Raw genomic sequence first — 24,364 nt, forward strand, 5'->3', positions numbered from 1 at the left:
GCTTGCTCCGGGCGGCGTTCCGACGATGACGTCGGCAAATCCAACATTGTTGTCGGCTGACACACCGCTATCGCGAGCAAGCTCGCTCCCACAGTTTTAAGCGCTCGACTTCAGATCAGCAGCCTGCGAAAAACCCAAACACTGACCCAAAGCAGTCTCCCTGTAACAATTGGCAACGATTATCACTGATACACCTCCCTCCTCAGGAATGTCCGTGATGGCTACGCCCTCCTTCACCGCCGCCCCGGCGCCCGCCAGTAGTGCCAAACCGCAATTCGACAAAAAGCCCGGCCTGATCACCATCGTGGTGTTTTTTGCCGTGCTGGCCATCGGCTTGTTGTTTACCGCCTACAGCCTGATGCACGACATGAACGAACTCGGCACGGTGGTGACCACCTGGACGCCGTTCCTGCTGCTCGGCGTGGCGTTGTTGATCGCCCTGGGCTTTGAGTTCGTCAACGGATTCCACGACACCGCCAACGCGGTGGCCACGGTGATCTACACCCACTCGCTGCCGCCGAACGTGGCGGTGGTCTGGTCCGGATTTTTCAACTTCCTCGGGGTGCTGCTGTCCAGCGGCGCGGTGGCGTTCGGCATCATCGCCCTGCTGCCGGTGGAGCTGATCCTGCAAGTCGGCTCGTCCGCCGGTTTCGCAATGATCTTCGCCCTGCTGATCGCTGCCATCCTGTGGAACCTCGGCACCTGGTGGCTGGGCCTGCCGGCGTCGTCATCGCACACCCTGATCGGTTCGATCATCGGGGTCGGCGTGGCCAACGCCCTGATGCACGGCCGCGACGGCACCAGTGGCGTGGACTGGGCGCAAGCCACCAAGATCGGTTACGCGCTACTGCTCTCGCCACTGGTCGGCTTCGGCTGCGCCGCGCTGCTGTTGCTGGCGCTGCGCGCGTTCGTCAAGAATCGTGCGCTGTACAAGGAGCCAAAGGGCGAGACCCCGCCGCCATGGTGGATTCGCGGCCTGTTGATCGTGACCTGCACCGGTGTGTCGTTTGCCCACGGTTCGAACGATGGCCAGAAAGGCATGGGCCTGATCATGCTGATTCTGGTGGGCACGCTGCCAATGGCTTACGCCTTGAACCGCACCATGCCGGCCGATCAAGCGTTGCAGTTCGCGGCGGTCGCCGAAGTCACCCAGCAAGCGTTGGTCAAAGCTGCTCCGCTGCCAGCGCCAGCCGACCCGCGCCCGGTGCTGTCCGAATATGTGCGCAGCAAGGAAGCGACCCCGCAACTGGTGCCGGCGCTGGCTGCGCTGACCGGCAGCATCGGTGCCCAGGTCAAGGGTTATGGCTCGCTGTCGAAAGTCCCGGCCGAGGCCGTGGGCAACGTGCGTAATGACATGTACCTGAGCAGCGAAACCATTCGCTTGATGGACAAGAACAAGGTCGGCAATTTCGACGCCGACACCAATGGCAAGCTGCAACTGTTCAAGCAACAGATCGACAACTCCACGCGGTTCATTCCGTTGTGGGTGRAGATCGCCGTGGCCATCGCCCTGGGCCTGGGCACCATGGTCGGCTGGAAGCGCATCGTGGTGACGGTCGGTGAGAAAATCGGCAAGACCCACCTGACCTACGCCCAGGGCGCCTCGGCAGAAACCGTGGCGATGCTGACCATCGGCGCCGCCGACATGTTCGGCCTGCCGGTGTCGACCACTCACGTGCTGTCCTCGGGCGTGGCCGGGACCATGGTTGCCAACGGTGGCGGCTTGCATATGAAGACCATCCGCAACCTGCTGATGGCCTGGGTGCTGACGTTGCCGGCGGCGATCCTGCTGTCGGGCAGCCTGTACTGGTTGTTCACCCAATTGTTCTGAATGTGGGGGCGGGTTTGCTCCCACAGGTAAAAAGTCCAGGGTCGCAGCCAAACATCCCGGCGGGTTTTCCCGTCGGGATTTTTTTCGTCCAGCGGCACGGCATTTGCTCGCATGCTCAAAGGCTTGCGCTTTATTGACGCACCACAGGTCCGACAGCCCTTCAGTTTGTCCGCGTGGTGCCGACTCATAAGAGACTCGATGTATTCAGGAGAGGAACCGTGAATCTGTACATCAATCAGCTGCAGCAGAAAGCTGACTTCAAAGAAGCCATTTATGCGGGCGATATTTTCCTGAACACGCAGTTACGCGCAGCCAAAGAACTTTGTGCTTTCGCGCAGCAAAGCATTACCGCCGCCTTCGACGGCGAAACCAACCACCAGGCGCTGCACACGCTGATGCCGGTGGAAGAGTTCGTGGTGCTGGTGACTCGCCTCAAGGGTCAGTTCACCAACAGCCTGCGGGCCAAGGAGCTGATCCGCAGCTTCACCGACGAAATCGGTGCCGCTCCCGAGGAATTCATTTTCGACGTACCGCGCATCCGTGTGGTGCCCAACTACGACTACCTGCATGCTGGCGTCAGCTACGCCTACAAGCCCCATCGCGATACCTGGTACGGCGGTGTCGACTGCCAGATCAATACCTGGATGCCGGTCTACACGATCCAGCCTGAGCAGACCATGATGATCAACCCGGCCTACTTCGACGTCCCGGTGAAAAACACCTCGGCGCAGTGGAGCCTGACTGACTGGATCGACGTGCAACGCCAGCGCGCCAGGGACAACGTCAAGGAAGAGGCGCGCCAACACCCGGTTCCTACCGAAGCGATCAACACCACCTCTGAACTGCGCATCGCCGGCAACACCGCCGAGATGCTGGTGTTCTCGGGTTCGCACCTGCACGGCACCGTGCCCAATTACACGCAACAAACCCGCTTCAGCGTGGACTTCCGCCTGATGCACCTCGATGATCTCAAGCACCACCGTGGCGCAATCAACGTCGACAGTGCCTGCCCTGACGTCGGTGCCGGTTTCAAAGATTATTTCCACGCCCACGACTTTTCGAATTTCCGAGGAATCCCGCAATGACCAAGCGTCGCATCACGCCCGCCGAGGCCCAGTACAACGAAACCCGTTCCAGCGTCCTGAAACGGGTCGATGCCGAGTACGTGGCCGACGCCCCGTTCGTCTTCGCCAACCGTATCGGCGTGACAGCTGCATTGTCGCGCATGGAACTGTTCAAGAAAGTCGCCGAAGTACCGGGCGCGATCATCGAGTGCGGCGTGTACAAGGGCAACTCGTTGATGCTCTACATGCACTTGTCGATGATTCTCGAGCCGTATGCGATCAACCGCTCGATCGTGGGCTTCGACACCTTCGAAGGCTTCCAGAGCATCGACAAGAAAGAAGACCCGGCCGACGTCAACGAGACCATGTTCGCCGACACCGACCAGTCGCTGATCCAGGACATGATCGACGCCAACGACCTGTTGCGCCCGGTCAACCGCATTCCGCGTTGCGAGCTGGTCAAGGGCGACATCGTCCAGACCGTGCCGGAGTGGGTCAAGACCCGTCCGGACCTGGTCGTGGCCATGCTGATCCTCGACACCGACCTGTACGAATCGACCAAAGTCGCGCTGGAGACCTTCCTGCCGTACATGCCCAAAGGCGCGATCGTGGTACTCGACGAAGTCGCCTACCGCAACTTCCCGGGCGAAACCAAAGCCCTGCGTGAAGTGCTCGACCTGAACAAGATCGAACTCAAGCGCCTGCCGTTCGATTCGTGCGTGGGTTACTTCCACGTCTGATCCAAAGACCTGGAAACTGGTACAAAAACCTGTGGGAGCGAGCCTGCTCGCGATAGCGGTCTGACATTCAGCATTGATGTTGTCTGACACGCCGGCATCGCGAGCAGGCTCGCTCCTACAAAAACCGGTTCAAACACGACTCAGCAAGCCCCGCGAGTCATCACCATCCGCTCCCGAACCACGTCATACACCCAGTGATAGATATAGGTGTACGGCAGGAAAAACAGCAGCACACCGAAATCCAGCAGGAACGCCTGCCACAGGCTGACATTCAGCCACCAGGCGATCAACGGCACGCCGAGGGCGACCAGACCGCCTTCGAACAACAGCGCATGCACCACGCGGACCCAGGCGTTGTGCACGATGGCCAGGCGCTTGAGCACCCGATCGAACATACCGTTGAACACCACGTTCCAGGCCAGGGCCAGTGCAGCCATGGCGATGGTCACAGCACCCATGTCCAGTATCGGTTTGTTCATGATCCAGGCCAGCAACGGGGTACAGATCAGGATGGCCAGCAGTTCGAAACCGATGGCTTGAAAAATACGTTCAGTAATGGACTTGTTGGCGCTCATGGCCGAACTCCCTTGAGTGACTGTGGTTGCCATGATCTGTCATCACACCGATACTTCATAACCAATAACCATCGATCAGGGCGATAGTTCATGGCTTCTCACGAAGTGTTGCTGGCGTTTGTCGAAGCGGCGACCCAGGGCTCATTTTCTGCCGCGGCACGCAAGCTGGGCCGCAGTCAGTCGACCATCAGCGCCGCAGTGGCCAGTCTGGAAATCGACCTGAACCTGACGCTGTTCGACCGCAGCAGCCGCAAACCCGGGCTGACCCCGGCCGGGCACGTCATGCTGCAACGGGCCGAAGACATCCTGGCCGCCACCAGTCGCCTGGAAATGACCGCCAGCCAACTGTCCCAAGGAGTGGAAGCAAAGCTGACGGTGGCACTGTCCGATACCTATCAGTCGGACCGCTTCGAAGCCGCCCTCAGTGCCTTCGAGCAGCGTTACCCGGACCTGGAGCTCGAATGCCTGATCGCCGAGTGCGATGACCTGATGTCCCTGGTGCAAAGCGGACGGGCGCACATTGCCTTCGCCGAAATGCAGGACAGCTACCCGCCGGACCTGGTCAGCTCGACGGTGGACGAGCGCACGGAAATCGCCTTGTTCGTGTCCCCGACACACCCGTTGGCGACGCTGGACCACGTCGACCGGGACGTACTGCAGCAACACCGCGAGCTGCGTCTGGCCACCATCATCAATCCCTATGAAAGTCGGGCGAAGGGCCGCGTCTGGTCGGCGCCGAGTTATCTGATGCTGCTGGAAATGGCCCAGGGCGGATTCGGCTGGGCACCGTTGCCCCGCTGGCTGGTCGAGCGGTTCGGGCCAGGCACCTTGCAGGAACTGGTGGTGCGCGGCTGGCCGAAAACGGTGTCGGTGGATGCGTTGTGGTCGCGGCTGAATCCGCCGGGGCCGGCGGGGAGCTGGTTGCTGGGCAAGATGCTGGAGTGAAGGTCCTTCGGCCCTTATCGCGAGCAGGCTCGCTCCTACAAGTTATTGTGTCGGTCACAAAATTTGTGTGCACCACCTATCACTGTAGGAGCGAGCCTGCTCGCGATGAGGCCAGAACGGCCGCATCAATCCAACGCCCTGAGCCGCTCTTCAATAAACCGCCGCTCCGGCTCTTGCCGGGTCAACGCCAGCGCCCGTTCCCACGCCGCCCGCGCCTCTTGCTTGCGACCCAGTTGCCGACAGAATTGCGCCCGCGCCGAATACGCCAGGTGGTAATCGAGCAACTCTCCCCGCTCCAGAATGGCGTCCACCAGCGTCAACCCCGCCAGCGGTCCATCACGTTTCGAAATAGCCGCCGCCCGATTCAGCTCGATCACCGGCGACGGCACCGCCCGCAGCAGCACGTCATACAGACCGACAATCTGCGGCCAATCGGTTTCCCCCGCCGTCGGCGCTTCGGCGTGCACCGCCGCGATGGCCGCTTGCAGGCAATAGGGTCCGAAGCGTCCCATGGTCAGTGCCTGTTCGATCAGCGTGCAGCCTTCAGTGATCAACCCGGCGTCCCACAGCGAACGGTCCTGCTCGTCCAGCACAATCAGCTCGCCGCTCGCCGAGGTCCTGGCCGGGCGTCGCGACTCGTGCAACAGCATCAACGCCAGCAAGCCCATGACCTCCGGCGCCGGCAGCAGTTCCACCAGCAACCGACCGAGACGGATCGCTTCTCTGGTCAAATCCTCGCGGATCAGTTCGGCTCCGATGGACGCCGAATAACCCTCGTTGAACACCAGATAAATCACCCGCAATACGCTGTCCAGACGCTCAGGCAACTCAGCCAGCGTCGGCACTTGATAAGGGATTTTCGCATCACGGATCTTCGCCTTGGCGCGCACGATGCGCTGGGCGATGGTGGCCGGGGCCGAGAGAAAGGCCCGGGCGATTTCTTCCGTGGTCAGGTCGCAGACTTCCCGCAGCGTCAGCGGCACTTGCGCGTCCGCCGCCAAGGCCGGGTGGCAGCAAGTGAAGATCAGCCGCAGGCGATCGTCTTCCACGTCTTCATCACTCCAGTCGGCCTGCTCCAGCGCCTCCAGTTGCGCGATCAGCAAGGGCTGCGAGGCGGTAAAGCGTGCGCGCCGACGCAAGGCATCGATGGCCTTGAAGCGCCCGGTGGACACCAGCCAGGCCCGTGGATTGTCCGGCACGCCGTCACGCTGCCAGCGTTCGACCGCGATGAAAAACGCCTCGTGCAAGGCTTCTTCGGCGAGGTCGAAATCCCCCAGCAAGCGAATCAGGGTCGCGAGAATGCGCCGCGACTCTTCACGATAGACCCGCTCGACCTGCGCCTGAACCGGCAGCCCCGGCATCTTAAGGATTCAACTGCCGAACGGGGCGCACTTCGACACTGCCGACCCGGGCCGCCGGAATGTTGCCCGCGACCTGAATGGCCTCGTTGAGGTCGCGGGCGTCGATCAGGTAGAAGCCGGCCAACTGCTCCTTGGTTTCGGCGAACGGGCCGTCGGTGATCGACATCTTGCCATTGCGCATGCGCACCGTGGTGGCGGTCTGCACCGACTCCAATGCCTCGGCGGCGACCATCCGGCCACTGCCCTGGATCGACTCGGCATAGGCCATGCACTCTTCGTCCTTCGGGCTTTCCGGTAGCGAATGCAGCAACTGCTCATCGCTGTAGACCAGGCATAGATACTTCATCACGCTCTCCTTATCGAACGATCAACTATGGTCGCTGATTGGCATTCTGGCTCGGCTTCCCGACGATCAGGGTTTGAGATCGAACAGCGTCGCGCCGCTGGTCATGTCGAACGGTGCCGACCAATGCTCGTGGACGATCTGCCACAGCCCGGCTTCTTGCCGATAGCAGGCGGTGACGCGCATCCAGCAGGACTGGGTTTCACCTTTTTCATTGGTGCCGCCGCAGTGGGCGAGCCAGTGAGCGAACGCAATTTCCTGGGACGGCTCGATGGTGATTTCGTGGAATTCGAAGATGTGCGGGCCGGGGCACATTTCCATGCAGGCCTGCCAATGCGCGCGATACGCCGGCTTGCCTTTGAATTGCAGGGCCTTGACCGCGTCGAAGGAGACGATGTCATCGGCATAAAGGGCCATGACTTTTTCAATGTCCTTGGCCATGACCGCCTGACGATAGTTCTCGATGAGGTTATGAATCTGGGTTTGCGAGTTCATGGTGGTTCTCCGTGGTTTTTATAGTGAAGACACCCTTAGTCGTCCGGCGATCCGGCGAATCGACAAGTGAAATAAAAATAATTCAAACGGCCGGAATCGCTAGAATCCGAGGCTCTATTCATGCTGGAAAAGGACACACCCGTGACAGCCCGACTCGTGCCTTATGAAAGCCTGAATACGCAGCAGCGCCAACAGGTCGAGGCCATCGAAGTGCATCCGCAGCAAATCAGGTTTTCCGGTGATATCCACGGTGCCTTGCACACCTTGTTGTCCAAGCCCGGCCCGGGAGTCAAAGGATTTGCCCTGCTGGCCGAAGATATTCCCGTGGCCTTCCTGCTGCTCAAGCGCCCACCGGTGTTGCCGGCCTGGGCCGATGAGCACAGCGCCACCCTGCATGCCCTGCAAGTCGATCGACGCGCCCAGGGCAAAGGCTACGGCAAGGCCTGCCTGCAAGCGCTGCCCGAGGCCGCGCGCCTGGCCTGGCCGGAAATCCGGGGGCTGGAGTTGTCGGTGGATGCCGACAACGAGGCCGCCATCGCCCTGTACGCCAAGTTTGGCTTTGTCGACAGCGGCGAGGCGTACAAAGGCCGGATCGGTTATGAGCGGCGGATGGGGTTGGTGTTTTGACTGCGCGTTAGTTTTTTGCAGACATTCCTGACACAACACCGCCCCCTGTAGGAGCGAGCCTGCTCGCGAAGGTGTGTCAGCATAAGTGGTGTCGACTGACACTCCATCGCGAGCAGGCTCGCTCCTACAGGGGATCTTCGTCGGATCAGAGTTCGAGCACCATCTCATGCCACGCCATGCCGCCATGGTCGGATGCCGAGGGTTTGACGTAGGCAAAACCAAATCCAGCGTACAACGGAATATGCCGCTCCTTGCACATCAGGTTGATGCTGACCTTGCCCATCGCACGCATGCGCTCGATGAACTCACCCATCAGCCGTTTGGCCAGGCCCTGCCCCTGATAATCCGGGTGCACCACCACCGACATGATCACCACGTGCGGCCCGGCCGGGTCGTGGCCGATCAGTTCCTTGAACGCTTCGTCCGACATTTCCACCTGGAACGCCGCACCGGAGTTGATGAAACCGGCGACTGCCCCGTCCACTTCCGCGACGATAAAACCCTCGGGCCAGGTGGCGATGCGGGTGGCGATCTTCTCGCGGGTCGCGGCTTCGTCGCCTTCATAGGCAAGGGTTTCGATGGCAAAGCAGCGGTCCAGATCGGCAGGAGTGACGTTGCGGATGACGGTGTTCATGGCAGCTCGGGATCAGCGTGGGAAAGGCTGGGGATGATAAATCAGCCGCCGTGGGACATCGAGAGACGAATCGGCTGATCCGCCTCCCGATGCAGGTGTCATGCCTTGATCGGCAACCAGATTTCCAGCTTTCCGGTGTTGAGCCTGGGGTTGAAGTCTTCGCTGTAGCGCTCGAATTCCGGGGCAGCCAGCAACTCATGCCCGGACTGTGGCAACCACGTGCCATGGATGTATTGGAAGGTTTGCGGCAATGTGGCCAGCGGTCCTTGATGTTCGAACACGACGTACTGCTGGGGCTGAATCTCTACCCAACGGTACGTGTCCGGCAAATCGTCGAGTTTGCTGATCTCGACGCCAGCGATGTAATCGAAGCCGCCCTTGCCGTCGAAATTGCAGCAGACACCGTAAGTGACTTCGCCTTTTTGGCCCGGAATCTCGCCCAGATGCGGATTGAGTTTCTCCCAGAGTTCGGGAATGCCTTGGGTGGATTGCTGGGTGAATCGTCCACCAAGCCCTGCAATCAGCAGGAAGTGCCCGTGTTCGAAGCGCGGTTGCGTCAGTTCGACGCGTGCTAACTCTTCCATGACTCGACTCCTGACACATAAAATGGGTTCGGCTGGGAGTATAGAAGCCAAACCCGATTCGCCCAATTACAGTGCGTGCAATTGCTCGACGGCAGCGGCGCCAACGAACTCGTTATAGCCAGATAGAATCACGTAGACCGCGAAATAGCAGAAGATCGCCGCCGATGCCATGTAGGAGTAACGCAGCAATTTGTCGCCGAGCAACTTGCCGCCGTGGCTCGCGGCAAAGCACAGCCCGACACACCAGAGAATCCCCGCGCAGAGAAAACCGCCGAGAAACAGCGCGGAACTGAGGGCGCCACCGCCACCGGAACGGGCGATCAGCGTACCGCCCACAGCGGCGAACCAGAGAATCGCACTGGGCGACGACATGGCCAGGAAAATCCCGCGAAAGAACTCCTTGCGATGGGAGTTGTGGCCCACCTCGGCGGTCTCGGCCAACAGCGCCTCATGGTGGATCGCCGAATAAATCATCTTCGCCGCGAAGTACACCAGCAGCGCCGAGCCACCGATCCACAACACCCAACGCACGGTTTCGTACTGCAGCAATACGGTCATGCCGGCCAGCGCCAGCACCGCGTAGATCAGGTCGCCGACGCAGGTCCCAAGGCCCAGGGCAAAGCCCTGGAAATAGCCGCGCTGCATGGCCAGGGTGATCATTGCGATGTTGGCCACGCCGATATCCAGGCACAGCGAGAGGCTCAGCAAGAAGCCGCTGGTAAATTCCATCGAACCCTATCCTTCGGAAAAAATTGTTTACATGGAGGCTGGACAGTCTGCCACAGCTGCCCGTACATTCCGCCACAGGCCACCGCAGTGGCCAGCGTCGCTCGGACGGTTCCGGGCGCTTACGTTATCCGAGGCAACAATGGCCGAACAAGGTTCGCCGCGCCGCTTTGCGCGCATAGATCGACTCCCCCCTTACGTTTTCAACATCACCGCCGAGCTGAAGATGGCCGCCCGTCGTCGTGGCGAAGACATCATCGACTTGAGCATGGGCAACCCCGACGGCGCCACGCCGCCGCACATCGTCGAAAAACTCGTGACGGTGGCCCAGCGCGAAGACACCCACGGTTACTCCACCTCCAAGGGTATTCCGCGCCTGCGCCGGGCGATTTCCAACTGGTACAAGGATCGCTACGAGGTCGACATCGACCCGGAAAGCGAAGCCATCGTCACCATCGGCTCCAAGGAAGGCCTGGCGCACCTGATGCTGGCCACCCTGGATCAGGGCGACACCGTACTGGTGCCGAACCCGAGCTACCCGATTCACATCTACGGCGCGGTGATTGCCGGTGCCCAGGTGCGGTCGGTGCCGCTGGTGCCGGGCGTGGATTTTTTCGCTGAACTGGAGCGGGCGATTCGTGGTTCGATCCCCAAGCCGAAGATGATGATCCTCGGCTTCCCGTCCAACCCTACCGCGCAGTGCGTGGAGCTGGACTTCTTCGAACGGGTGATCGCCCTCGCCAAGCAGTACGACGTGCTGGTGGTGCACGACCTGGCTTACGCCGACATCGTCTACGACGGCTGGAAAGCCCCGTCGATCATGCAGGTGCCGGGGGCCAAGGACATTGCGGTGGAGTTTTTCACCCTGTCCAAGAGCTACAACATGGCCGGCTGGCGCATTGGCTTCATGGTCGGCAACCCGGAACTGGTCAACGCCCTGGCGCGGATCAAGAGCTACCACGACTACGGCACCTTCACCCCGCTGCAAGTGGCGGCGATTGCCGCGCTGGAAGGCGATCAGCAATGCGTGCGCGACATCGCAGAGCAATACCGGCAGCGGCGCAACGTGCTGGTCAAGGGCCTGCATGAGCTGGGCTGGATGGTGGAAAACCCGAAAGCGTCGATGTACGTCTGGGCGAAGATTCCCGAGGCTTATGCGCACCTGGGCTCGCTGGAGTTTGCCAAGAAACTGCTGTCCGAGGCCAAGGTGTGTGTCTCGCCGGGCGTCGGGTTTGGCGAGTACGGCGATGATCACGTGCGCTTCGCCCTGATCGAAAACCAGGACCGGATTCGTCAGGCTGTACGCGGGATTCGCGGGATGTTTCGGGCGGATGGGTTGGCACAGAAAACCAACGCCTGACACAAAAACCTGTAGGAGCGAGCCTGCTCGCGATGAGGGCTTAACCTTCAACGAAGATGTTGAATGCAAGTCCGCTATCGCGAGCAGGCTCGCTCCTACATTGATTGTGTTCTGCCTTTAAATCGATCACCCACAAAAAAACCGCATCGCTGCGGTTTTTTTGTGCCTGCCGAATCGCTTAAACGAACAGCGACAACAACAGGATAAAGCCCAGGCCCACCACCGACAGGATGGTTTCCATCGCGGTCCAGGTCTTGAAGGTTTCGGCCACGGTCATGTTGAAGTATTGCTTGACCAGCCAGAAACCGGCGTCGTTGACGTGGGACAGGATCAGGGAACCTGCACCGGTGGCCAGCACCAGCAGTTCGCGGTTCACGCCCGGAATCATCCCCACCACCGGCACCACAATGCCGGCACCGGTAATGGTCGCCACGGTCGCCGAACCGGTCGCGATACGAATCACCGCTGCCACCAGCCAGGCCAGCAGGATCGGCGAGATCTGTGCAGCCACCGCCATGTGACCGATCACATCACCTACACCGCTGGTTACCAGCATCTGCTTGAAACCACCACCGGCACCGATGATCAGGATGATCGCGGCGGTCGGCGCAAGGCTCGCGTCCAGCCATTTGAGCATCTGTTGCGAACCGATGCCCTGCTTGTAGCCGAAGGTGTACAGCGACAGCAGCAACGCCAGCAGGAGGGCCGAGATCGGGTGACCGATCAGGTCCATGAAAGTGCGGAAGAAGTTGCCGTCCGGCAGCACCACATCGGCAAAGGTCTTGAGCAACATCAGGAACACGGGTGACAGTACAGTGATCAGGGTAATGCCGAAGCTAGGCAGATCGCCTGCATTCTCATCGCGCACCAGTTGATCCACCAGTTCCTGATTCGGATGACCAGGAATGTGCTTGGCAATGAAGGTACCGAAGATCGGGCCAGCGATGATGGCGGTTGGCAACGCAACGATCAGACCATAAAGAATGGTCTTGCCGATGTCGGCACCGAACACGCCGATCGCCAGCAACGGACCCGGGTGCGGCGGAACCAGACCGTGCACGGCGGACAGACCGGCCAGCAACGGGATACCGATCTTGATGATCGACACACCGGTACGGCGGGCCACGATGAACACCAGCGGGATCAGCAGCACGAAGCCGATCTCGAAGAACAGCGGAATACCGACCAGGAACGCGGCGAACATCATCGCCCACTGCACCTTGTCCTTGCCGAAGGCGCGGATCAACGTCTGCGCAATCTGATCCGCACCGCCTGACTCGGCCATCATTTTGCCGAGCATGGTGCCCAGCGCGAGGATGATGCCGACAAAGCCAAGCACGCCACCGAAGCCGTCCTGGAACGCCTTGATGATGGTGCCGATCGGCATGCCGGAGGTCAGCCCGAGGAAGGCTGCGGCGATGATCAGGGCGATGAAGGGGTGAAATTTGAACTTGGTGATCAGGACGATAAGCCCGATCACCGTGACCACTGCATCGAGCAGCAGGAACGTCTCGTGGGACATGCCAAACATTAGGGGTGTCTCCTGGTTGTTGTTGTTATTAAAGCGGGTTGATCAGAAGTCGTGAGGACAGCGCTGTCTTTGCAAACACAGTCATACCGCCTGTTTCAGGCCGTGCGCCTGCCACCAGGCATGAGCCTGCGCCGCCAGTTGCTCGACGCTATGGGTCGAAGCATCCAGCGCCAGGGTCAACGGCTCGCCGACGGGCGATTCGAGGGTGGCGAACTGGCTGTCGATCAGGGTCGACGGCATGAAGTGGCCTGGCCGATGGGAGACGCGGTCGGCGGCCACTTCGGGGGTCAGTTCAAGGAACACAAAGCCCAGGCCCGGCAAGGCACTGCGCAAACGTTCGCGATAGATGTGCTTGAGCGCCGAACAGGTCAGCACCGCGCGCTGGCCCTTGGCGTCGACGCGGCGCAGTTCATCGCACAGGCTGTCGAGCCAGCCGGCGCGGTCTTCGTCGTTCAGGGGGATCCCCGCGCTCATCTTTTCGATATTGGCGGCAGGGTGGAAAGAGTCGCCTTCAATGGCCGTGGCGCCGCTCAAATGGCACAGGGCCTCGCTGACGCACGTCTTGCCGCAACCGGCAACGCCCATGATGACCAGGGCGGTGATGGGATGATTCATGTAACACCTCAGCGCGCAGACAGCGCTACCTTTGCCAGTTATGACACTAGAGCAAAAGCAGAAGTTGCCGACGCCTTTCTTGTCATTTTATGGGTTGCAGCAGTTAGGTCCCGACGCCAAAAAGCAAGGATCAGGCGAACCCTCGCTCACGCATTTGCAGCTGCATCGAGACAGCGCTACCTTAGTGCCTTGAATTTTGTTTGGCAAGCCGTCGATGAACACAACCAAGAACGATAAAAATACCCGCACCACTGGCCGCCCTACCCTGAACGAAGTTGCCCGACTGGCCGGCGTCAGCCCGATCACCGCCTCCCGCGCCCTGCGTGGCGTCAGCACCGTGGCCACTGAACTTGTGGAAAAGGTGCAGAAAGCGGCGCTGGACCTCAACTATGTCGTCAACCCTGCCGCCCGTGCCCTGGCCTCGGCCCAAAGCCAATCGGTGGTGGTGTTGGTGCCGTCGCTGTCGAACCTTTTGTTCATCGACACCCTGGAAGCCATTCATCGGGTTTTACGCCCCAAGGGCTTCGAAGTGCTGATCGGCAACTTCCACTATTCCCGCGATGAAGAAGAAAACCTGCTGCGAAATTACATGGCCTATCAACCCCGAGGCCTGCTCCTGACCGGTTTCGACCGCACCGAAAGTTCGCGGCGGATGATCGAAGCCAGCAACATTCCTTGCGTGTACATGATGGAACTGGACAGCGCGGCCGGGCTCAATTGCGTTGGCTTTTCGCAACTGGCCGCCGGCGAAACGGCTGCCGAACACTTGCTGTCTCGCGGCCGCAAACGCCTGGCCTACATCGGCGCGCAACTCGACCAGCGCACCTTGCTGCGTGGCGAAGGCTTCCGCAAAGCCCTGCAAAAGGCCGGTCTGTATGACCCGGACCTGGAAGTGCTGACGCCCCGCTCATCCTCCGTCGGCCTCGGCGGCGAACTGTTCCTGCAACTGCTGGCCAGTCATCCGGATGTCGACGCGATCTTCTTCGGCAACGACGACCTGGCCCAGGGCGCCTTGCTCGAAGCGATGCGCTGCGGAATCAAGATCCCCGAGCAAGTGGCGATCCTCGGCTTCAACGACTTGCCGATGTCCGAACACATGGTCCCGCGCCTGAGCAGCATCAACACCCCACGCGAAGCCATCGGCCGCCGCGCGGCGGAACAAATGCTGACGCTGATGGCCGGCAATACCGTGGCCAAGCCGGTGCAGGACATGGGGTTTGAGTTGAAGGTGCGTGAAAGCACGTAGGCGCGACACAGGTTCCGCGATTAATCCTGCGGATCGAGGTTATCCAGCACCCGGTTCACCGCCAGCTCGGCCAGCATGATGATCTGTGCAATCGCCAATGCCGTATTGCGCTGGCTACCTTCCAGGAATGCCGCAAAGTCATTGGTCATGACGCTCGCCGAGGCCAACGATTCGCAGGCGTGCGCCAACAGGGTTTCGTTATTGATGCCGGGAGAGATGGAGAACATTGGGCTGGGATTGCGTGGGGGGTTCGGCGTGGGTTTGAACATGGTGATGCTCCTAGAGTAATGGAGCTGCCACGATTCGCTGCGATACGAAGGGTGGCAGCTGTACGCGGGTCGCAGACCGGGACTCTAGAACCCGGTAGACCCGAAGGTCTCCCACGCACAGCCGCCATAACGTGAACTGCCAGGCACAAAATCACCTGATCACGAACGGTGGACGCCATGCGTCTAGAGATACCCGGGCTGCGAAACCCGATCGCTGAATTTGCAGCGACGCGGAACGATAGAGTCCGGATACCAGGCGCACAAGCCGGCGGATTCTGGCGTAGTTGTAGGCAATGACGCAATAATTCGTAGGCAGCGGAAACCTGTCGAAACGCCTTTCCTACAGACCGCTCCTACAATTACACCTACGCCATTCGCGATGGAGTTGCTCAAATGGAACACACCCTGAAAATTCTCGGCAAAGCCTCGTCCATCAACGTCAGAAAAGTCCTGTGGACCTGCGAAGAACTGGGCATAACCTACGAACGCGAGGACTGGGGCAGTGGCTTCGCGTCCACCCACAGCCCCGAGTTCCTGCGCTTCAATCCCAACGCTCAGGTGCCGGTGATCATCGATGAAGCCGGCGTGTTGTGGGAATCCAATACCATCTGCCGCTATCTGGCCGGCAAACACCAACACCACCACGAACTGCTGCCTGGCGAACCGGCCGCCCGCGCTCGGGTGGAGCAGTGGATGGATTGGCAAGCCATCGAGCTCAATCCGTCCTGGACCTATGCGTTCATGGCACTGGTGCGCAAGGACCCGGAATTCCAGGACGCCCATCGCCTCGACGTCGGCATCCGCGGCTGGAACCAGAAAATGAGCATCCTCGAACATCAACTCGCGACCACCAAGGCCTATGTCGCCGGGCCAAGCTTTACTCTGGCCGACGTTGTCATCGGGCTGTCAGTCAATCGCTGGCTGATGACGCCGATCGACCGTCCTGACTACCCCGCCATCGATGAGTATTTCAAACGCCTGGCGCAACACCCCGGTTTCCTGAAGCATTGCTGCAACGGCTTGCCTTGAATGGCCGCAGGTTGCCGCCTGGATCGCCACACAGCAAGGCAACCTCGGGCTTGCAAGGCCACTAGTCGGCCGGCATTGAGGACAAAATCGGTTCAACAGCTTGTCGAGGCTACTGTCCATCGAGCATGTCCAGCAGCGCCTGCACCGCTGCCGACGGTGGTTTGTTCGCCGCGACCACCAAGGCAAACTCGCGCTCGATCCGCGGCAGCACCGGCACCACGCGCAACCCCTGCCGATTGCCTGGCAGCGTCATCTCCGGCACCAGGCTCACGCCGATGTTTTCCCGCACCAGGGTGAACGCACTGCTCCATTCACGGACCTCGACGCGCACATCCTGCAGTTGCAGCCCCGCATCGGCAGCCAGGCTTCGCGCATTGGTCGAACAACCGCCCGTGGCCAGTACAAAAGGTTGCTTCGACAATTCGTCGAGGGAGACGCCCTCTTCATGAGTTCGCCGCGCCAGTGGATGGCCTCCGGGCAACACCGCCATCCAGGCATCTCGTCCCAATGGACTGGCCTTGCGCTCGGCAGACGGATTGAGCACCACGCCGACATCCACCAGCCCCGCGCCGAGCAGGGTTTCCACTTCGTCATCGCTGACTTCCAGGGCGACCACCTCGATGCCGGGGTAAAGCCGGTTGAACTGACGCAGCAACGGTGGCAGAAAGGTCGCCAGTACCATGGGAAAACTGGCCAGGCGAATCGTCCCGCGTTCAACACCTTTTGCGGCCTCGACGGTGCTGCGAATGGCTTCCAGCGCGCCGAGCATGGTCCGTGCCTGCTCGATGACCGGCAGGCCGATGGCTGTCGGCAACGTCTGGCGATTTTCCCGGATGAACAATTGAACGCCCAGGGTTTCCTCGATCAAGGCCAGGGCCTGGCTGGCGCCTGACTGGGTCATGCCGACCCGTTCGGCAGCGCGGGTGATGTTGCCGGTATCCGCCACGGCCACCACCATTCGCCAGTGCATCAGGTTCATCATGGCAGTAGCGTTCCTTATGGCAGATTTCTGAAAGATTAATTTTACCGGGGGTACCGCGCACTATGACACTGGCGTAAACCCACAACCAGAGCCCGCCCCATGAAGCTGTATTACGCCCCCCAAGCCTGCTCGCTCGCGCCACATATCGTATTGCGCGAACTGGAACTGCCCTTCGAATTGATCCGCGTCGATAACGCCACCAAGAAAACCGCTGCTGGCGATGATTTCCTGGCCATCAACCCCAAGGGATACGTGGCCGCCTTGCAACTGGATAACGGCGAAGTGCTGACCGAAGGCCCGGCGATCCTGCAATACCTGGCTGATCTACATCCAGACGCGAAACTGGCCGCAGCCCAAGGGACATTTGAGCGGGTGCGATTGCAGGAATGCCTGAACTTCATCTCGACGGAGATTCATGGCGGGCTCGGTTGGTTGTTCAACGCTCGATTTCCGGATGAAGTGAAAGCGCTGATCAAGGAGAAACTGTTCAAGCGTTTGGCCGTGTTGAACCAGACGCTGGAGCGGCAGGATTATTTGATGGCGGGCGGGTTCGGTATTGCTGATGCGTATTTGTTTACGGTGTTGCGTTGGGCTCGGTTATTTGAGATTGATTTGAATGAGTGGCCGGCGTTGGCAAGGTTTCAGGCCAGGGTAGATCTGCGGCCGGCGGTGAAAGCCGCGCTGGCCGCAGAGTTGGCGTAGGACGTTAGATCAATCGCGAGCAGGCTCGCTCCTACAGGGGATCTTTGTTGACCAYGGGTTTTGTGGGCAATACAGACTTAATGTGGGAGCGAGCCTGCTCGCGATGACTGCAGTCCAGACAACACAAAACTACAAACTGGCACTCACCCTGATAGCCACCTCCCCCGGCACCCAGCCCTTCCACACCTGTGGCTGCTCACGCAGAAACGCTTCGGCGACTTCCCGGGGTTTCTGGCGCTTTTCACTCATCTGGCCCAAGGTCTGGTTCAACAGATCGATCGGCAGGTCGACCTTTTCAAAGAACGTCACAAGGTCCGGGTATTGCGCCTTGAACGGTGCCGATACGCCGATGGCCAGGCTCGCTGGCATCGAGCGGGTGCCTTTGGGATTGGGGTTATTGGCGTCGGCCAGGGTTTTCCAGGCTTGCGCGTCGAACGGCGGTTCGTCGAGTTTCACCAGTTTGAAACGCCCCAACAGCGGTGTTGGCGACCAGTAATAGAACAGCACCGGTTTGCCACGGCGGATCGAAGACGCCACCTCGGCATCCAGTGCGGCACCGGAGCCGGTGCGGAAGTTGACGTAGCTGGCGGTCAGGTCATAGGCCTTGAGTTTCTGGCTGTTGACGATTTCCGAGGTCCAGCCGGTCGGGCTGTTGAGGAAACGTCCGCGGCTCGGGTCTTCAGGGTCGCGGAATACGTCCTTGTATTTCGCCAGATCAGCAACGGATTTCAGCTCCGGGGCCAATGGCTTGATGCCGCGCTCGGGATCGCCCTTGATCACGTACTCCGGCACCCACCAACCTTCGGTGGCGCCTTTGACCGTATCGCCGAGGCCGAACACTTTGCCCTGCGCGGCAGCCTTGACCCAGGCCGGACTGCGTCCGGCCCACTCTTCACCGATGACCTGGATATCGTTTTTGGCCAACGCCGCTTCAAGGCTGACGGTGCTGCCCGGCAGCGTGTCGGTCGGGTAGCCGTAACCTTTTTCAACGATCAGGCGCAGGATTTCGGTGATGAGGCTGCCGCTTTCCCAAGTGATATCGCCAAAGTGAATGGGCGCGACTTTCTCCGTGGCCGAGGCCGGGTGGGACAACAGGCTCAGGGCCAGCAACGAACTGCCGAGCAGGGTTTTGATCGATCTCATGCGGACCTCTTGTTCTGGAGTGGGCGGTTCAAGGATTGGTTGGCGCTGTGCCGGTCGCACAGGGCCTGGGAACGGGTCATGTAGTCGCTGACCGAACGCAGCGAGATGCCCAGCGCAGCGGCAATTTGCGGATAGGTCAGGCCGTCGATCCGCGACAGCAGGAAGGTCGAACGCACTTTGCCCGGCAGCCGCTGAAGGCTGCGAGCCACACGGGACAGGGTCTGGGACAACTGAGCCAGTTCCTCCGGCGATTCGGCATGGACCGGCTCGACCTGTTGCAGTTGCTGAAGATAGCTGCGCTCCAGATCACCTCGACGCCAACGCTGATAGAGCAGGCGCCGGGCGATGGTGGTGAGCAAGGCACGGGGTTCACGGATGGCCGTCAGGCCAGGGGCTTCGAGCAATTGCACGAAAGTTTCGCAGGCAATGTCTTCGACAGCGGCGGCATCGTTCAGAGACTGACGCAGGCGCGTGCAGAGCCAGTGGTAGTGAGCGCGGAACAGGCCGTCCACGTGTTTGCGATGAAGAATATCGGCGCCGGACATAGGGGCTCCTGGGTTAGGGGTCGCTGAATGTCCGGTGGTCCGGTGAGGCGAATCCTAGCAAGGAGCCTTATTCATTAATARTACTTAAAACTTATTTTTATATTAATTTATGGAATTAAAAAGTATTGCCTAATAGGCCGCTATCGCAATTCCCCATACCCCAACGTCTCAGCCTCACGCTGATAATCGAGCACAACCTGATAGTCGCTTTCGTTGGCGGGCAGTACCTCTGGCAAACCGAGGATTTCGGCAACCTCCGGTAATTCGCGCAACGCCAGGTTCATCACCCGCAGAAGCTCTTCAGCCTGCTCATCGTTGACCGTCGCGGCGGTAATGAACGGTAAGGCAGGACTGAGCGCACTGCGGGCAATCACCTGCAAGCCGGCCACTTCCTCTGCGGCATGGCGCGCCAGGTAGGCAAAGGTCACGCTGTCGATGGCCGCCAGATCGGCAAGGCCTTCGCGCAGCCAGCGCAGGCTTTCGCGATGGCTGCCGCTGATTCCCACCTGAGCAAAAAACCGTCCGTCACGTTGCAGCGGCGCCAACCGGTGGCGCAGCAGATTCATGCCGCTGTTGGAGTCCTGGCCATTGATCACGCCTAGCCTGCCGCGAAAATCCGCCAGGGTTCGACGTGCCTCATCAAGGCGTCCCAGAATCAGGCTGCAATGATTGCCATCGCTGCTGTCCGGCAGCTCATAACGAGGCCGCCCCAGCACCCGGACCTTGCCGCGCAATGCCGTCATCAGCGGATAGCCGCAGGTTTGTGTCAGCAGCAAGTGCGGCGACAACCACACCTGCATCAGGGACAGGCCTTCGACATCACGGCGGGTTTCGCCCAGGTGCTCGAGGATTCGCGCCAGCCAGCGTTCGTTGGCCTGGTGGATGGGTTCGGGGGCGGTGTACATCAGCAGTTCGGCGATGTGTTGGGTCATCGATATAGTCCCATGCAACGTAAATCCCCTGTGGGAGCGAGCTTGCTCGCGATGGCGGTGTAACTGGCAACAAATGAGTTGACTGTCAGACCGCTATCGCGAGCAAGCTCGCTCCCACAGTAGGTCAGTGGCGATTCAAAAATTCAGTAAAACGGATGCCTTGGGCTGTCGATGACTTTGACGCCATGTTCACGCCACAACTGTCCATAACCCTGCACCAGAAACCCACCACTGCGCGCCAGCCATTGCTCGCGGCGAGCCCTGTAAGCGCGGGGCAAGTCGTACCAGGGCAACCCCGGCAATTCGTGATGCACCAGATGAAAATTCAGGTTCAGGAACAGCCAGCGCCACGGCCATGCCGCTTCATTGAGCACGGTGCGTTGCTCCGGTGCCGCGTGAGGACGATGTTCATAGTAGGAGCGAATCATGGCGATCGACAGTGCCGGCACACTGATCAAAAACAGGTAATGCCAAACCGGCAACACACTGAAGCTTGCGATAAACAGCAGCATCACTCCTGTCATCAAGCCGTGACTCAACCACATCAGCCAGGCCTGACGCTCACCCGCTCTCAAGCGCTGCAGTTCTTCGCGAGCCAGCGTCAGCAAGGCCAGCGGTGCACCCAGGGCAAAGCGGCCAAGCACGGTTTTGTTCAGCCAGTGCAGGCTGCGCACCAGCAGTGAACTGCCCTGCCACTGCCCGGCGCTCAGGTAACGGCTTTCCGGATCGCGACCGGGGATGGTCAGGTCCTCGTCGCGGTGATGCAGCAAATGGCTATCGCGGTACAAGGTGTACGGATACCAGACGGCAAACGGCGCGTAGCCAAGGGTTTTGTTCAGGGTTGGCCAACGCGTGGGATGACCGTGCAGCAGTTCGTGTTGTACGGATAGCCACAACACCAGCAATGGAATCAGCAACAGCGTGCTCCACCACAAACCCAACCGATGGCTGTTCAACACAATGCCAAACCAGGCGCCGTACACACCGATCAACAGCAACCAGGTCGGCCATTCGGTGCGCGCTGTGAAACGTCGGCGCAGGGTTTCGATTTCTTCCTGGTGGGCGTTATCAAAGTAATGGGGCATGGCGTTGCTCAGATCGGGGACCAGTCCCCTTCTGTGCAATAGCCTTGGGAAATCTTGCAGATTATTTTCAGGAAGATCGCTCCCATGGCGCATGGGAGCGATCGAACAACGCGGAATCAGTGACCGAACACGCCGACCTTTTTGGCCTTCTTGTCCGCGCGTTTTTCAATGGCGGTTTTCACTGGTTTCTTTTTCGCCGCTTTCTTTGAATCCAGACCTTTGGACATGATGCGTACTCCACTCATGGGGATGTGAGAACAGGTATACACCTATCCCGGCGCGTGCGTTCTTTTATAATAGCCCGCTTTGCACACCGACAGCCCGAGACCATGCCCGATACCCAATTCACCCTGCTCGACGAGCCGTTATGGCCATTGATGAACAAGTTCTACCGCGCTCACCAATCGTCGATGAAAGCCGTGCGCGACGCACGGTTGTGGGTGGCACGGCGTGACCAGATTGTTGCCGCACTGTGTTTGCGTCCGGTGTCCGGTGGGCATTGGCTGACCGGGTTGTTTGTCGATCCGGAGTGTCGCGAACAAGGGATTGCCGCCGGGTTGATTGCGGCCGCGGTGAAGGATTGCGAACAGCCGGTGTGGTTGTTCTGTCATCCGGACTTACGGGGGTTTTATGAGCGACGCGGGTTTACTTTTGATCCGCCGATGCCTTACGCGATGGTTGAACGGTTGAGCCGTTATGCGCGCAGCAAGCCGATGATTGCGATGGGGTTGGCGCCTGCTCAAGCCTGATGAAGGTCAAATGTGGGAGCGAGCTTGCTCGCGATGGCGGTGTGACAGATAGCATTGATGCTGATTGACACGACGCCAACGCGAGCAAGCGACGGGTACAGGCGGCCGATCAGGTGATCACACTCATGCTGCACCACCCGCGCGTGGAACCCTGAGGCAAAACGCACGATGGGCTCGCCCTTGGGGTCGACGCCTTCGTAGCGAATCTGCTGGTAACGCTGCACCGCGCCGCGCAGTCCCGGTACCGACAAACAGCCTTCGAAGCCCTCTTCCAGAATCGGGCTCAGCGGCGTGATCAACGGGTTGATCAGGATCGTCTGCGGCACGGCCTCGGCATCCGGATAACGCTCGCTGTGCTCGAAACCGAAGATCACCAGTTGCAGGTCGACGCCGATCTGCGGGGCAGCGAGGCCAACGCCCCCTACGCTTTCCATGGTCTGGAACATGTCATCGATCAGTTGCCACAACTCGGGGCTGTCGAACATTTCGGCCGGCACTGGCGGGGCAATGCGCAGCAGGCGTTCATCGCCCATTTTCAGAATTTCACGAATCATGATCAGATTTCATCAATGGTCGATTTGTGTGAGTGATCGCGGCCCAGTCCCGACACGTGGTGCTTTTCCTCATGGACGGGACCATGCTCGCCAGCCACTTTTTCGCCAGGGTCCTTGCCCTCTCGCGACATGTGCTCGATCACCGCGTTCATCTCCGCGCCCAGCAGCAGCACCGCTGCGGAAATGTAGAAGTACAGCAACAGCACGATGATCGCACCGATACTGCCATACATGGCGTTGTAGTTGGCGAACTCCTTGACGTACAAACCGAAACCCAGGGAAGCGATGATCCACACCACCACCGCCAGCACCGAGCCTGGGGTGATGAAGCGGAATTCCTGTTTGACGTCGGGCATGACGTAGTAGATCAACGCCACCGCGACCATCATCAGAATCACGATCACCGGCCAGCGCGCGATGGTCCAGAGCGTGACAATGAAGTTCTCAAGGCCGACTTGCGCAGCGATCCACTCCATCACCTGCGGCCCGAGCACCATCAGCGCTGCTGCGATCAGCAGCATGCCGGCAATGCCGACGGTGTAGATGATCGACAACGGAAAGCGTTTCCACAGCGGACGCCCTTCTACCACGTCGTAGGCAGCGTTCATCGCGCTCATCATCAACCGCACACCGGCGGACGCGGTATACAGCGCAATCACGATACCCACCGACAGCAACCCACCCTTGGACTGCTGAAGCTGGTCGATTACCGGGTTGACCTGCTCCAGTGCCTGGGGCGGCAGCACCAGTTCCGATTGCAGGCGCAGCCAGGAGAAGAAATCCGGCAGGTGCAGGAAGCCGATCAGGGCAATCAGGAACAGGATGAACGGAAACAGCGAAAACAGCATTTGATAGGCCAACGCCGAGGCATAGGTCGACATCTCGTCGGCGACGAACTCAGTGACCGTGCGCATCATCACACGGTGCAGGGGCAAGCCTCTCATGTCCGGGAAAATCATTCGCGTCTCCATTCGCCGCATACGGATTTGGGTGGAAGTCGTGGCGACTCAGGGGCCGATTTCTTTCATCAAGGTAGCCCAGATGGCGACTTTGAAACAATTTCAATGCGCAAGTTCAGGCTGACACAAAAACGGCCATCTGCAGATGGCCGTGTCTTCTTTTCATTAAAGGCATTTCAATGCAGGAAAGTCGTTACACAAGGTTGACCGGGGGCTTTTACAGGGAGTTTCATTTAATTTCACCACGACATTTCATCGTTCAGTGCAGGTTGCGCTTTATGTTTGCGGGCCGACCCCTGAGAATGCGCAACACATTCAGGCCATGGCGCTGAAGATCCAATCCCGTAGGAATGTTATGAAACTCGATAAAAAGCAGGCCATTGCCCGCAGAAACCAGGAACTCGGCGGTGCTGTGCTTGGCGTCAACAACTGCCACTTCGCCGAACTGAACCGTAACCGCAACATCTGGTGGTTCGACCTCCCGGTGACGCGCCTTGCAATCGGTCAGTACGAGTGGATTCACCTGCTGATGCACACGCCGGACACCGACGAACTGCTGCACCTGAAAGTGCCGACCGTGTTCCTGCGCGAGAAGCTCGAAGGCCTGGTGGTGCGTAATGAAGGCAAGCGCAAGGCTGCATTGAGCCTGGAACTGAGCGCCGACAAGGACTCCTTCCTGCAGGACATGCGCCCGGCGGGCACCAACGTCAACTTCGCGCCGTTTCGATTGTAGGAGCG

27 protein-coding genes and 1 pseudogene are annotated in these 24,364 nt (G+C 59.9%); 11 read left to right on the forward strand and 17 right to left on the reverse strand.

The window, feature by feature from the left end; genetic code table 11:
* Nucleotides 1–217: 217 nt before the first annotated feature.
* The 3 genes from AC1DU9_RS17180 to AC1DU9_RS17190 all read left to right on the forward strand — a co-directional run bounded on the left by AC1DU9_RS17180 (nt 218) and on the right by AC1DU9_RS17190 (nt 3,635).
* On the forward strand, nt 218–1,831 hold the full coding sequence (locus AC1DU9_RS17180) for an inorganic phosphate transporter (RefSeq protein ID WP_477810524.1): 1,614 nt from the start codon (nt 218–220) through the stop codon (nt 1,829–1,831).
* A gap of 218 nt (nt 1,832–2,049) precedes the next feature.
* Complete coding sequence (locus AC1DU9_RS17185) at nt 2,050–2,916, forward strand: hypothetical protein (RefSeq protein ID WP_223459369.1); 867 nt, start codon at nt 2,050–2,052, stop codon at nt 2,914–2,916.
* Nucleotides 2,913–3,635: a TylF/MycF/NovP-related O-methyltransferase gene (locus AC1DU9_RS17190; RefSeq protein ID WP_223459371.1), complete on the forward strand. Its 723-nt coding sequence runs from the start codon at nt 2,913–2,915 to the stop codon at nt 3,633–3,635. Before AC1DU9_RS17185 ends, AC1DU9_RS17190 begins: the two co-directional genes overlap by 4 nt.
* Nucleotides 3,636–3,775: 140 nt before the next feature.
* On the opposite strand, the gene AC1DU9_RS17195 is transcribed toward AC1DU9_RS17190, so the two are convergent.
* A complete protein-coding gene (locus AC1DU9_RS17195; RefSeq protein WP_223459373.1) occupies nt 3,776–4,210 on the reverse strand; it encodes a multidrug/biocide efflux PACE transporter in 435 nt (144 codons plus the stop codon).
* Nucleotides 4,211–4,300: 90 nt separating this feature from the next.
* On the opposite strand from AC1DU9_RS17195, the gene AC1DU9_RS17200 reads away from it, so the two are divergent.
* A complete protein-coding gene (locus AC1DU9_RS17200) occupies nt 4,301–5,155 on the forward strand; it encodes a LysR family transcriptional regulator (RefSeq protein ID WP_223459375.1) in 855 nt (284 codons plus the stop codon).
* Between the two features lie 125 nt (nt 5,156–5,280).
* Here AC1DU9_RS17200 and AC1DU9_RS17205 read toward each other — a convergent pair whose 3' ends face one another.
* From AC1DU9_RS17205 to AC1DU9_RS17215, 3 genes are all read right to left on the reverse strand, one after another.
* Complete coding sequence (locus AC1DU9_RS17205; protein WP_223459377.1) at nt 5,281–6,516, reverse strand: RNA polymerase sigma factor; 1,236 nt, start codon at nt 6,514–6,516, stop codon at nt 5,281–5,283.
* A gap of 1 nt (nt 6,517) precedes the next feature.
* Complete coding sequence (locus tag AC1DU9_RS17210) at nt 6,518–6,862, reverse strand: YciI family protein (protein WP_108215161.1); 345 nt, start codon at nt 6,860–6,862, stop codon at nt 6,518–6,520.
* 66 nt (nt 6,863–6,928) lie between these two features.
* Complete coding sequence (locus AC1DU9_RS17215) at nt 6,929–7,354, reverse strand: YybH family protein (RefSeq protein ID WP_223459379.1); 426 nt, start codon at nt 7,352–7,354, stop codon at nt 6,929–6,931.
* Nucleotides 7,355–7,495: 141 nt separating this feature from the next.
* Between AC1DU9_RS17215 and AC1DU9_RS17220 the strand changes: the two genes are divergently transcribed.
* The gene (locus tag AC1DU9_RS17220; RefSeq protein ID WP_223459382.1) at nt 7,496–7,981 is read left to right on the forward strand and encodes a GNAT family N-acetyltransferase; all 486 of its coding nucleotides are present in this window, start codon (nt 7,496–7,498) and stop codon (nt 7,979–7,981) included.
* A gap of 145 nt (nt 7,982–8,126) precedes the next feature.
* Here AC1DU9_RS17220 and AC1DU9_RS17225 read toward each other — a convergent pair whose 3' ends face one another.
* The 3 genes from AC1DU9_RS17225 to AC1DU9_RS17235 form a co-directional block, all read right to left on the reverse strand.
* Entirely contained in the window at nt 8,127–8,615 is a 489-nt protein-coding gene (locus AC1DU9_RS17225) for a GNAT family N-acetyltransferase (protein ID WP_057399032.1), read from the reverse strand.
* Between the two features lie 98 nt (nt 8,616–8,713).
* Entirely contained in the window at nt 8,714–9,199 is a 486-nt protein-coding gene (locus AC1DU9_RS17230; RefSeq protein ID WP_477810525.1) for a GyrI-like domain-containing protein, read from the reverse strand.
* A gap of 66 nt (nt 9,200–9,265) precedes the next feature.
* The gene (locus AC1DU9_RS17235; RefSeq protein ID WP_477787734.1) at nt 9,266–9,928 is read right to left on the reverse strand and encodes a LysE family translocator; all 663 of its coding nucleotides are present in this window, start codon (nt 9,926–9,928) and stop codon (nt 9,266–9,268) included.
* A gap of 139 nt (nt 9,929–10,067) precedes the next feature.
* On the opposite strand from AC1DU9_RS17235, the gene alaC reads away from it, so the two are divergent.
* The gene (alaC, locus tag AC1DU9_RS17240) at nt 10,068–11,285 is read left to right on the forward strand and encodes an alanine transaminase (protein ID WP_477810526.1); all 1,218 of its coding nucleotides are present in this window, start codon (nt 10,068–10,070) and stop codon (nt 11,283–11,285) included.
* A 178-nt stretch (nt 11,286–11,463) separates the two neighbouring features.
* Here the strand turns inward: alaC and AC1DU9_RS17245 are convergent, their stop codons facing one another.
* Both AC1DU9_RS17245 and AC1DU9_RS17250 read right to left on the reverse strand, forming a co-directional pair.
* Complete coding sequence (locus AC1DU9_RS17245; protein ID WP_095944529.1) at nt 11,464–12,816, reverse strand: GntP family permease; 1,353 nt, start codon at nt 12,814–12,816, stop codon at nt 11,464–11,466.
* A gap of 81 nt (nt 12,817–12,897) precedes the next feature.
* Nucleotides 12,898–13,431, reverse strand: a complete 534-nt coding sequence (locus AC1DU9_RS17250; RefSeq protein ID WP_477810527.1) for a gluconokinase — start codon at nt 13,429–13,431, stop codon at nt 12,898–12,900.
* Nucleotides 13,432–13,645: 214 nt separating this feature from the next.
* Between AC1DU9_RS17250 and gntR the strand changes: the two genes are divergently transcribed.
* Nucleotides 13,646–14,677: an HTH-type transcriptional regulator GntR gene (gene gntR, locus AC1DU9_RS17255; protein ID WP_477810528.1), complete on the forward strand. Its 1,032-nt coding sequence runs from the start codon at nt 13,646–13,648 to the stop codon at nt 14,675–14,677.
* 20 nt (nt 14,678–14,697) lie between these two features.
* On the opposite strand, the gene AC1DU9_RS17260 is transcribed toward gntR, so the two are convergent.
* A complete protein-coding gene (locus AC1DU9_RS17260; RefSeq protein WP_095942720.1) occupies nt 14,698–14,946 on the reverse strand; it encodes a DUF6124 family protein in 249 nt (82 codons plus the stop codon).
* A gap of 393 nt (nt 14,947–15,339) precedes the next feature.
* On the opposite strand from AC1DU9_RS17260, the gene AC1DU9_RS17265 reads away from it, so the two are divergent.
* Nucleotides 15,340–15,975 (forward strand): glutathione S-transferase family protein, encoded by a 636-nt coding sequence (locus AC1DU9_RS17265; protein ID WP_477810529.1) that lies wholly within the window; start codon nt 15,340–15,342, stop codon nt 15,973–15,975.
* 109 nt (nt 15,976–16,084) lie between these two features.
* On the opposite strand, the gene AC1DU9_RS17270 is transcribed toward AC1DU9_RS17265, so the two are convergent.
* Nucleotides 16,085–16,957, reverse strand: a complete 873-nt coding sequence (locus AC1DU9_RS17270) for a LysR family transcriptional regulator (RefSeq protein WP_477810530.1) — start codon at nt 16,955–16,957, stop codon at nt 16,085–16,087.
* Nucleotides 16,958–17,056: 99 nt separating this feature from the next.
* On the opposite strand from AC1DU9_RS17270, the gene gstA reads away from it, so the two are divergent.
* On the forward strand, nt 17,057–17,659 hold the full coding sequence (gene gstA / locus AC1DU9_RS17275) for a glutathione transferase GstA (protein WP_477810531.1): 603 nt from the start codon (nt 17,057–17,059) through the stop codon (nt 17,657–17,659).
* A 129-nt stretch (nt 17,660–17,788) separates the two neighbouring features.
* Here gstA and AC1DU9_RS17280 read toward each other — a convergent pair whose 3' ends face one another.
* The 4 genes from AC1DU9_RS17280 to AC1DU9_RS17295 form a co-directional block, all read right to left on the reverse strand.
* The gene (locus AC1DU9_RS17280; protein WP_477810532.1) at nt 17,789–18,802 is read right to left on the reverse strand and encodes an ABC transporter substrate-binding protein; all 1,014 of its coding nucleotides are present in this window, start codon (nt 18,800–18,802) and stop codon (nt 17,789–17,791) included.
* Nucleotides 18,799–19,347 carry a sigma-70 family RNA polymerase sigma factor gene (locus tag AC1DU9_RS17285; protein WP_477810533.1) on the reverse strand — a complete coding sequence of 183 codons (549 nt, stop codon included), beginning with the start codon at nt 19,345–19,347 and terminating at the stop codon, nt 18,799–18,801. Before AC1DU9_RS17285 ends, AC1DU9_RS17280 begins: the two co-directional genes overlap by 4 nt.
* A gap of 140 nt (nt 19,348–19,487) precedes the next feature.
* Complete coding sequence (locus tag AC1DU9_RS17290) at nt 19,488–20,279, reverse strand: phosphate/phosphite/phosphonate ABC transporter substrate-binding protein (protein WP_477810534.1); 792 nt, start codon at nt 20,277–20,279, stop codon at nt 19,488–19,490.
* A 143-nt stretch (nt 20,280–20,422) separates the two neighbouring features.
* The gene (locus AC1DU9_RS17295) at nt 20,423–21,364 is read right to left on the reverse strand and encodes a fatty acid desaturase (protein ID WP_477810535.1); all 942 of its coding nucleotides are present in this window, start codon (nt 21,362–21,364) and stop codon (nt 20,423–20,425) included.
* 329 nt (nt 21,365–21,693) lie between these two features.
* Between AC1DU9_RS17295 and AC1DU9_RS17300 the strand changes: the two genes are divergently transcribed.
* On the forward strand, nt 21,694–22,113 hold the full coding sequence (locus AC1DU9_RS17300; protein WP_477810536.1) for a GNAT family N-acetyltransferase: 420 nt from the start codon (nt 21,694–21,696) through the stop codon (nt 22,111–22,113).
* An 89-nt stretch (nt 22,114–22,202) separates the two neighbouring features.
* Here the strand turns inward: AC1DU9_RS17300 and def are convergent.
* Nucleotides 22,203–22,667, reverse strand: a pseudogene (gene def, locus AC1DU9_RS17305) (peptide deformylase); the annotation flags it as partial.
* A gap of 2 nt (nt 22,668–22,669) precedes the next feature.
* Entirely contained in the window at nt 22,670–23,626 is a 957-nt protein-coding gene (locus AC1DU9_RS17310) for a YihY/virulence factor BrkB family protein (protein WP_477810537.1), read from the reverse strand.
* Between the two features lie 355 nt (nt 23,627–23,981).
* Here AC1DU9_RS17310 and AC1DU9_RS17315 point away from each other — a divergent pair, with 355 nt between their 5' ends.
* A complete protein-coding gene (locus AC1DU9_RS17315) occupies nt 23,982–24,359 on the forward strand; it encodes a hypothetical protein (protein WP_046042266.1) in 378 nt (125 codons plus the stop codon).
* Nucleotides 24,360–24,364: the final 5 nt, after the last annotated feature.

The organism is Pseudomonas sp. P4_C1, from assembly GCF_056402155.1.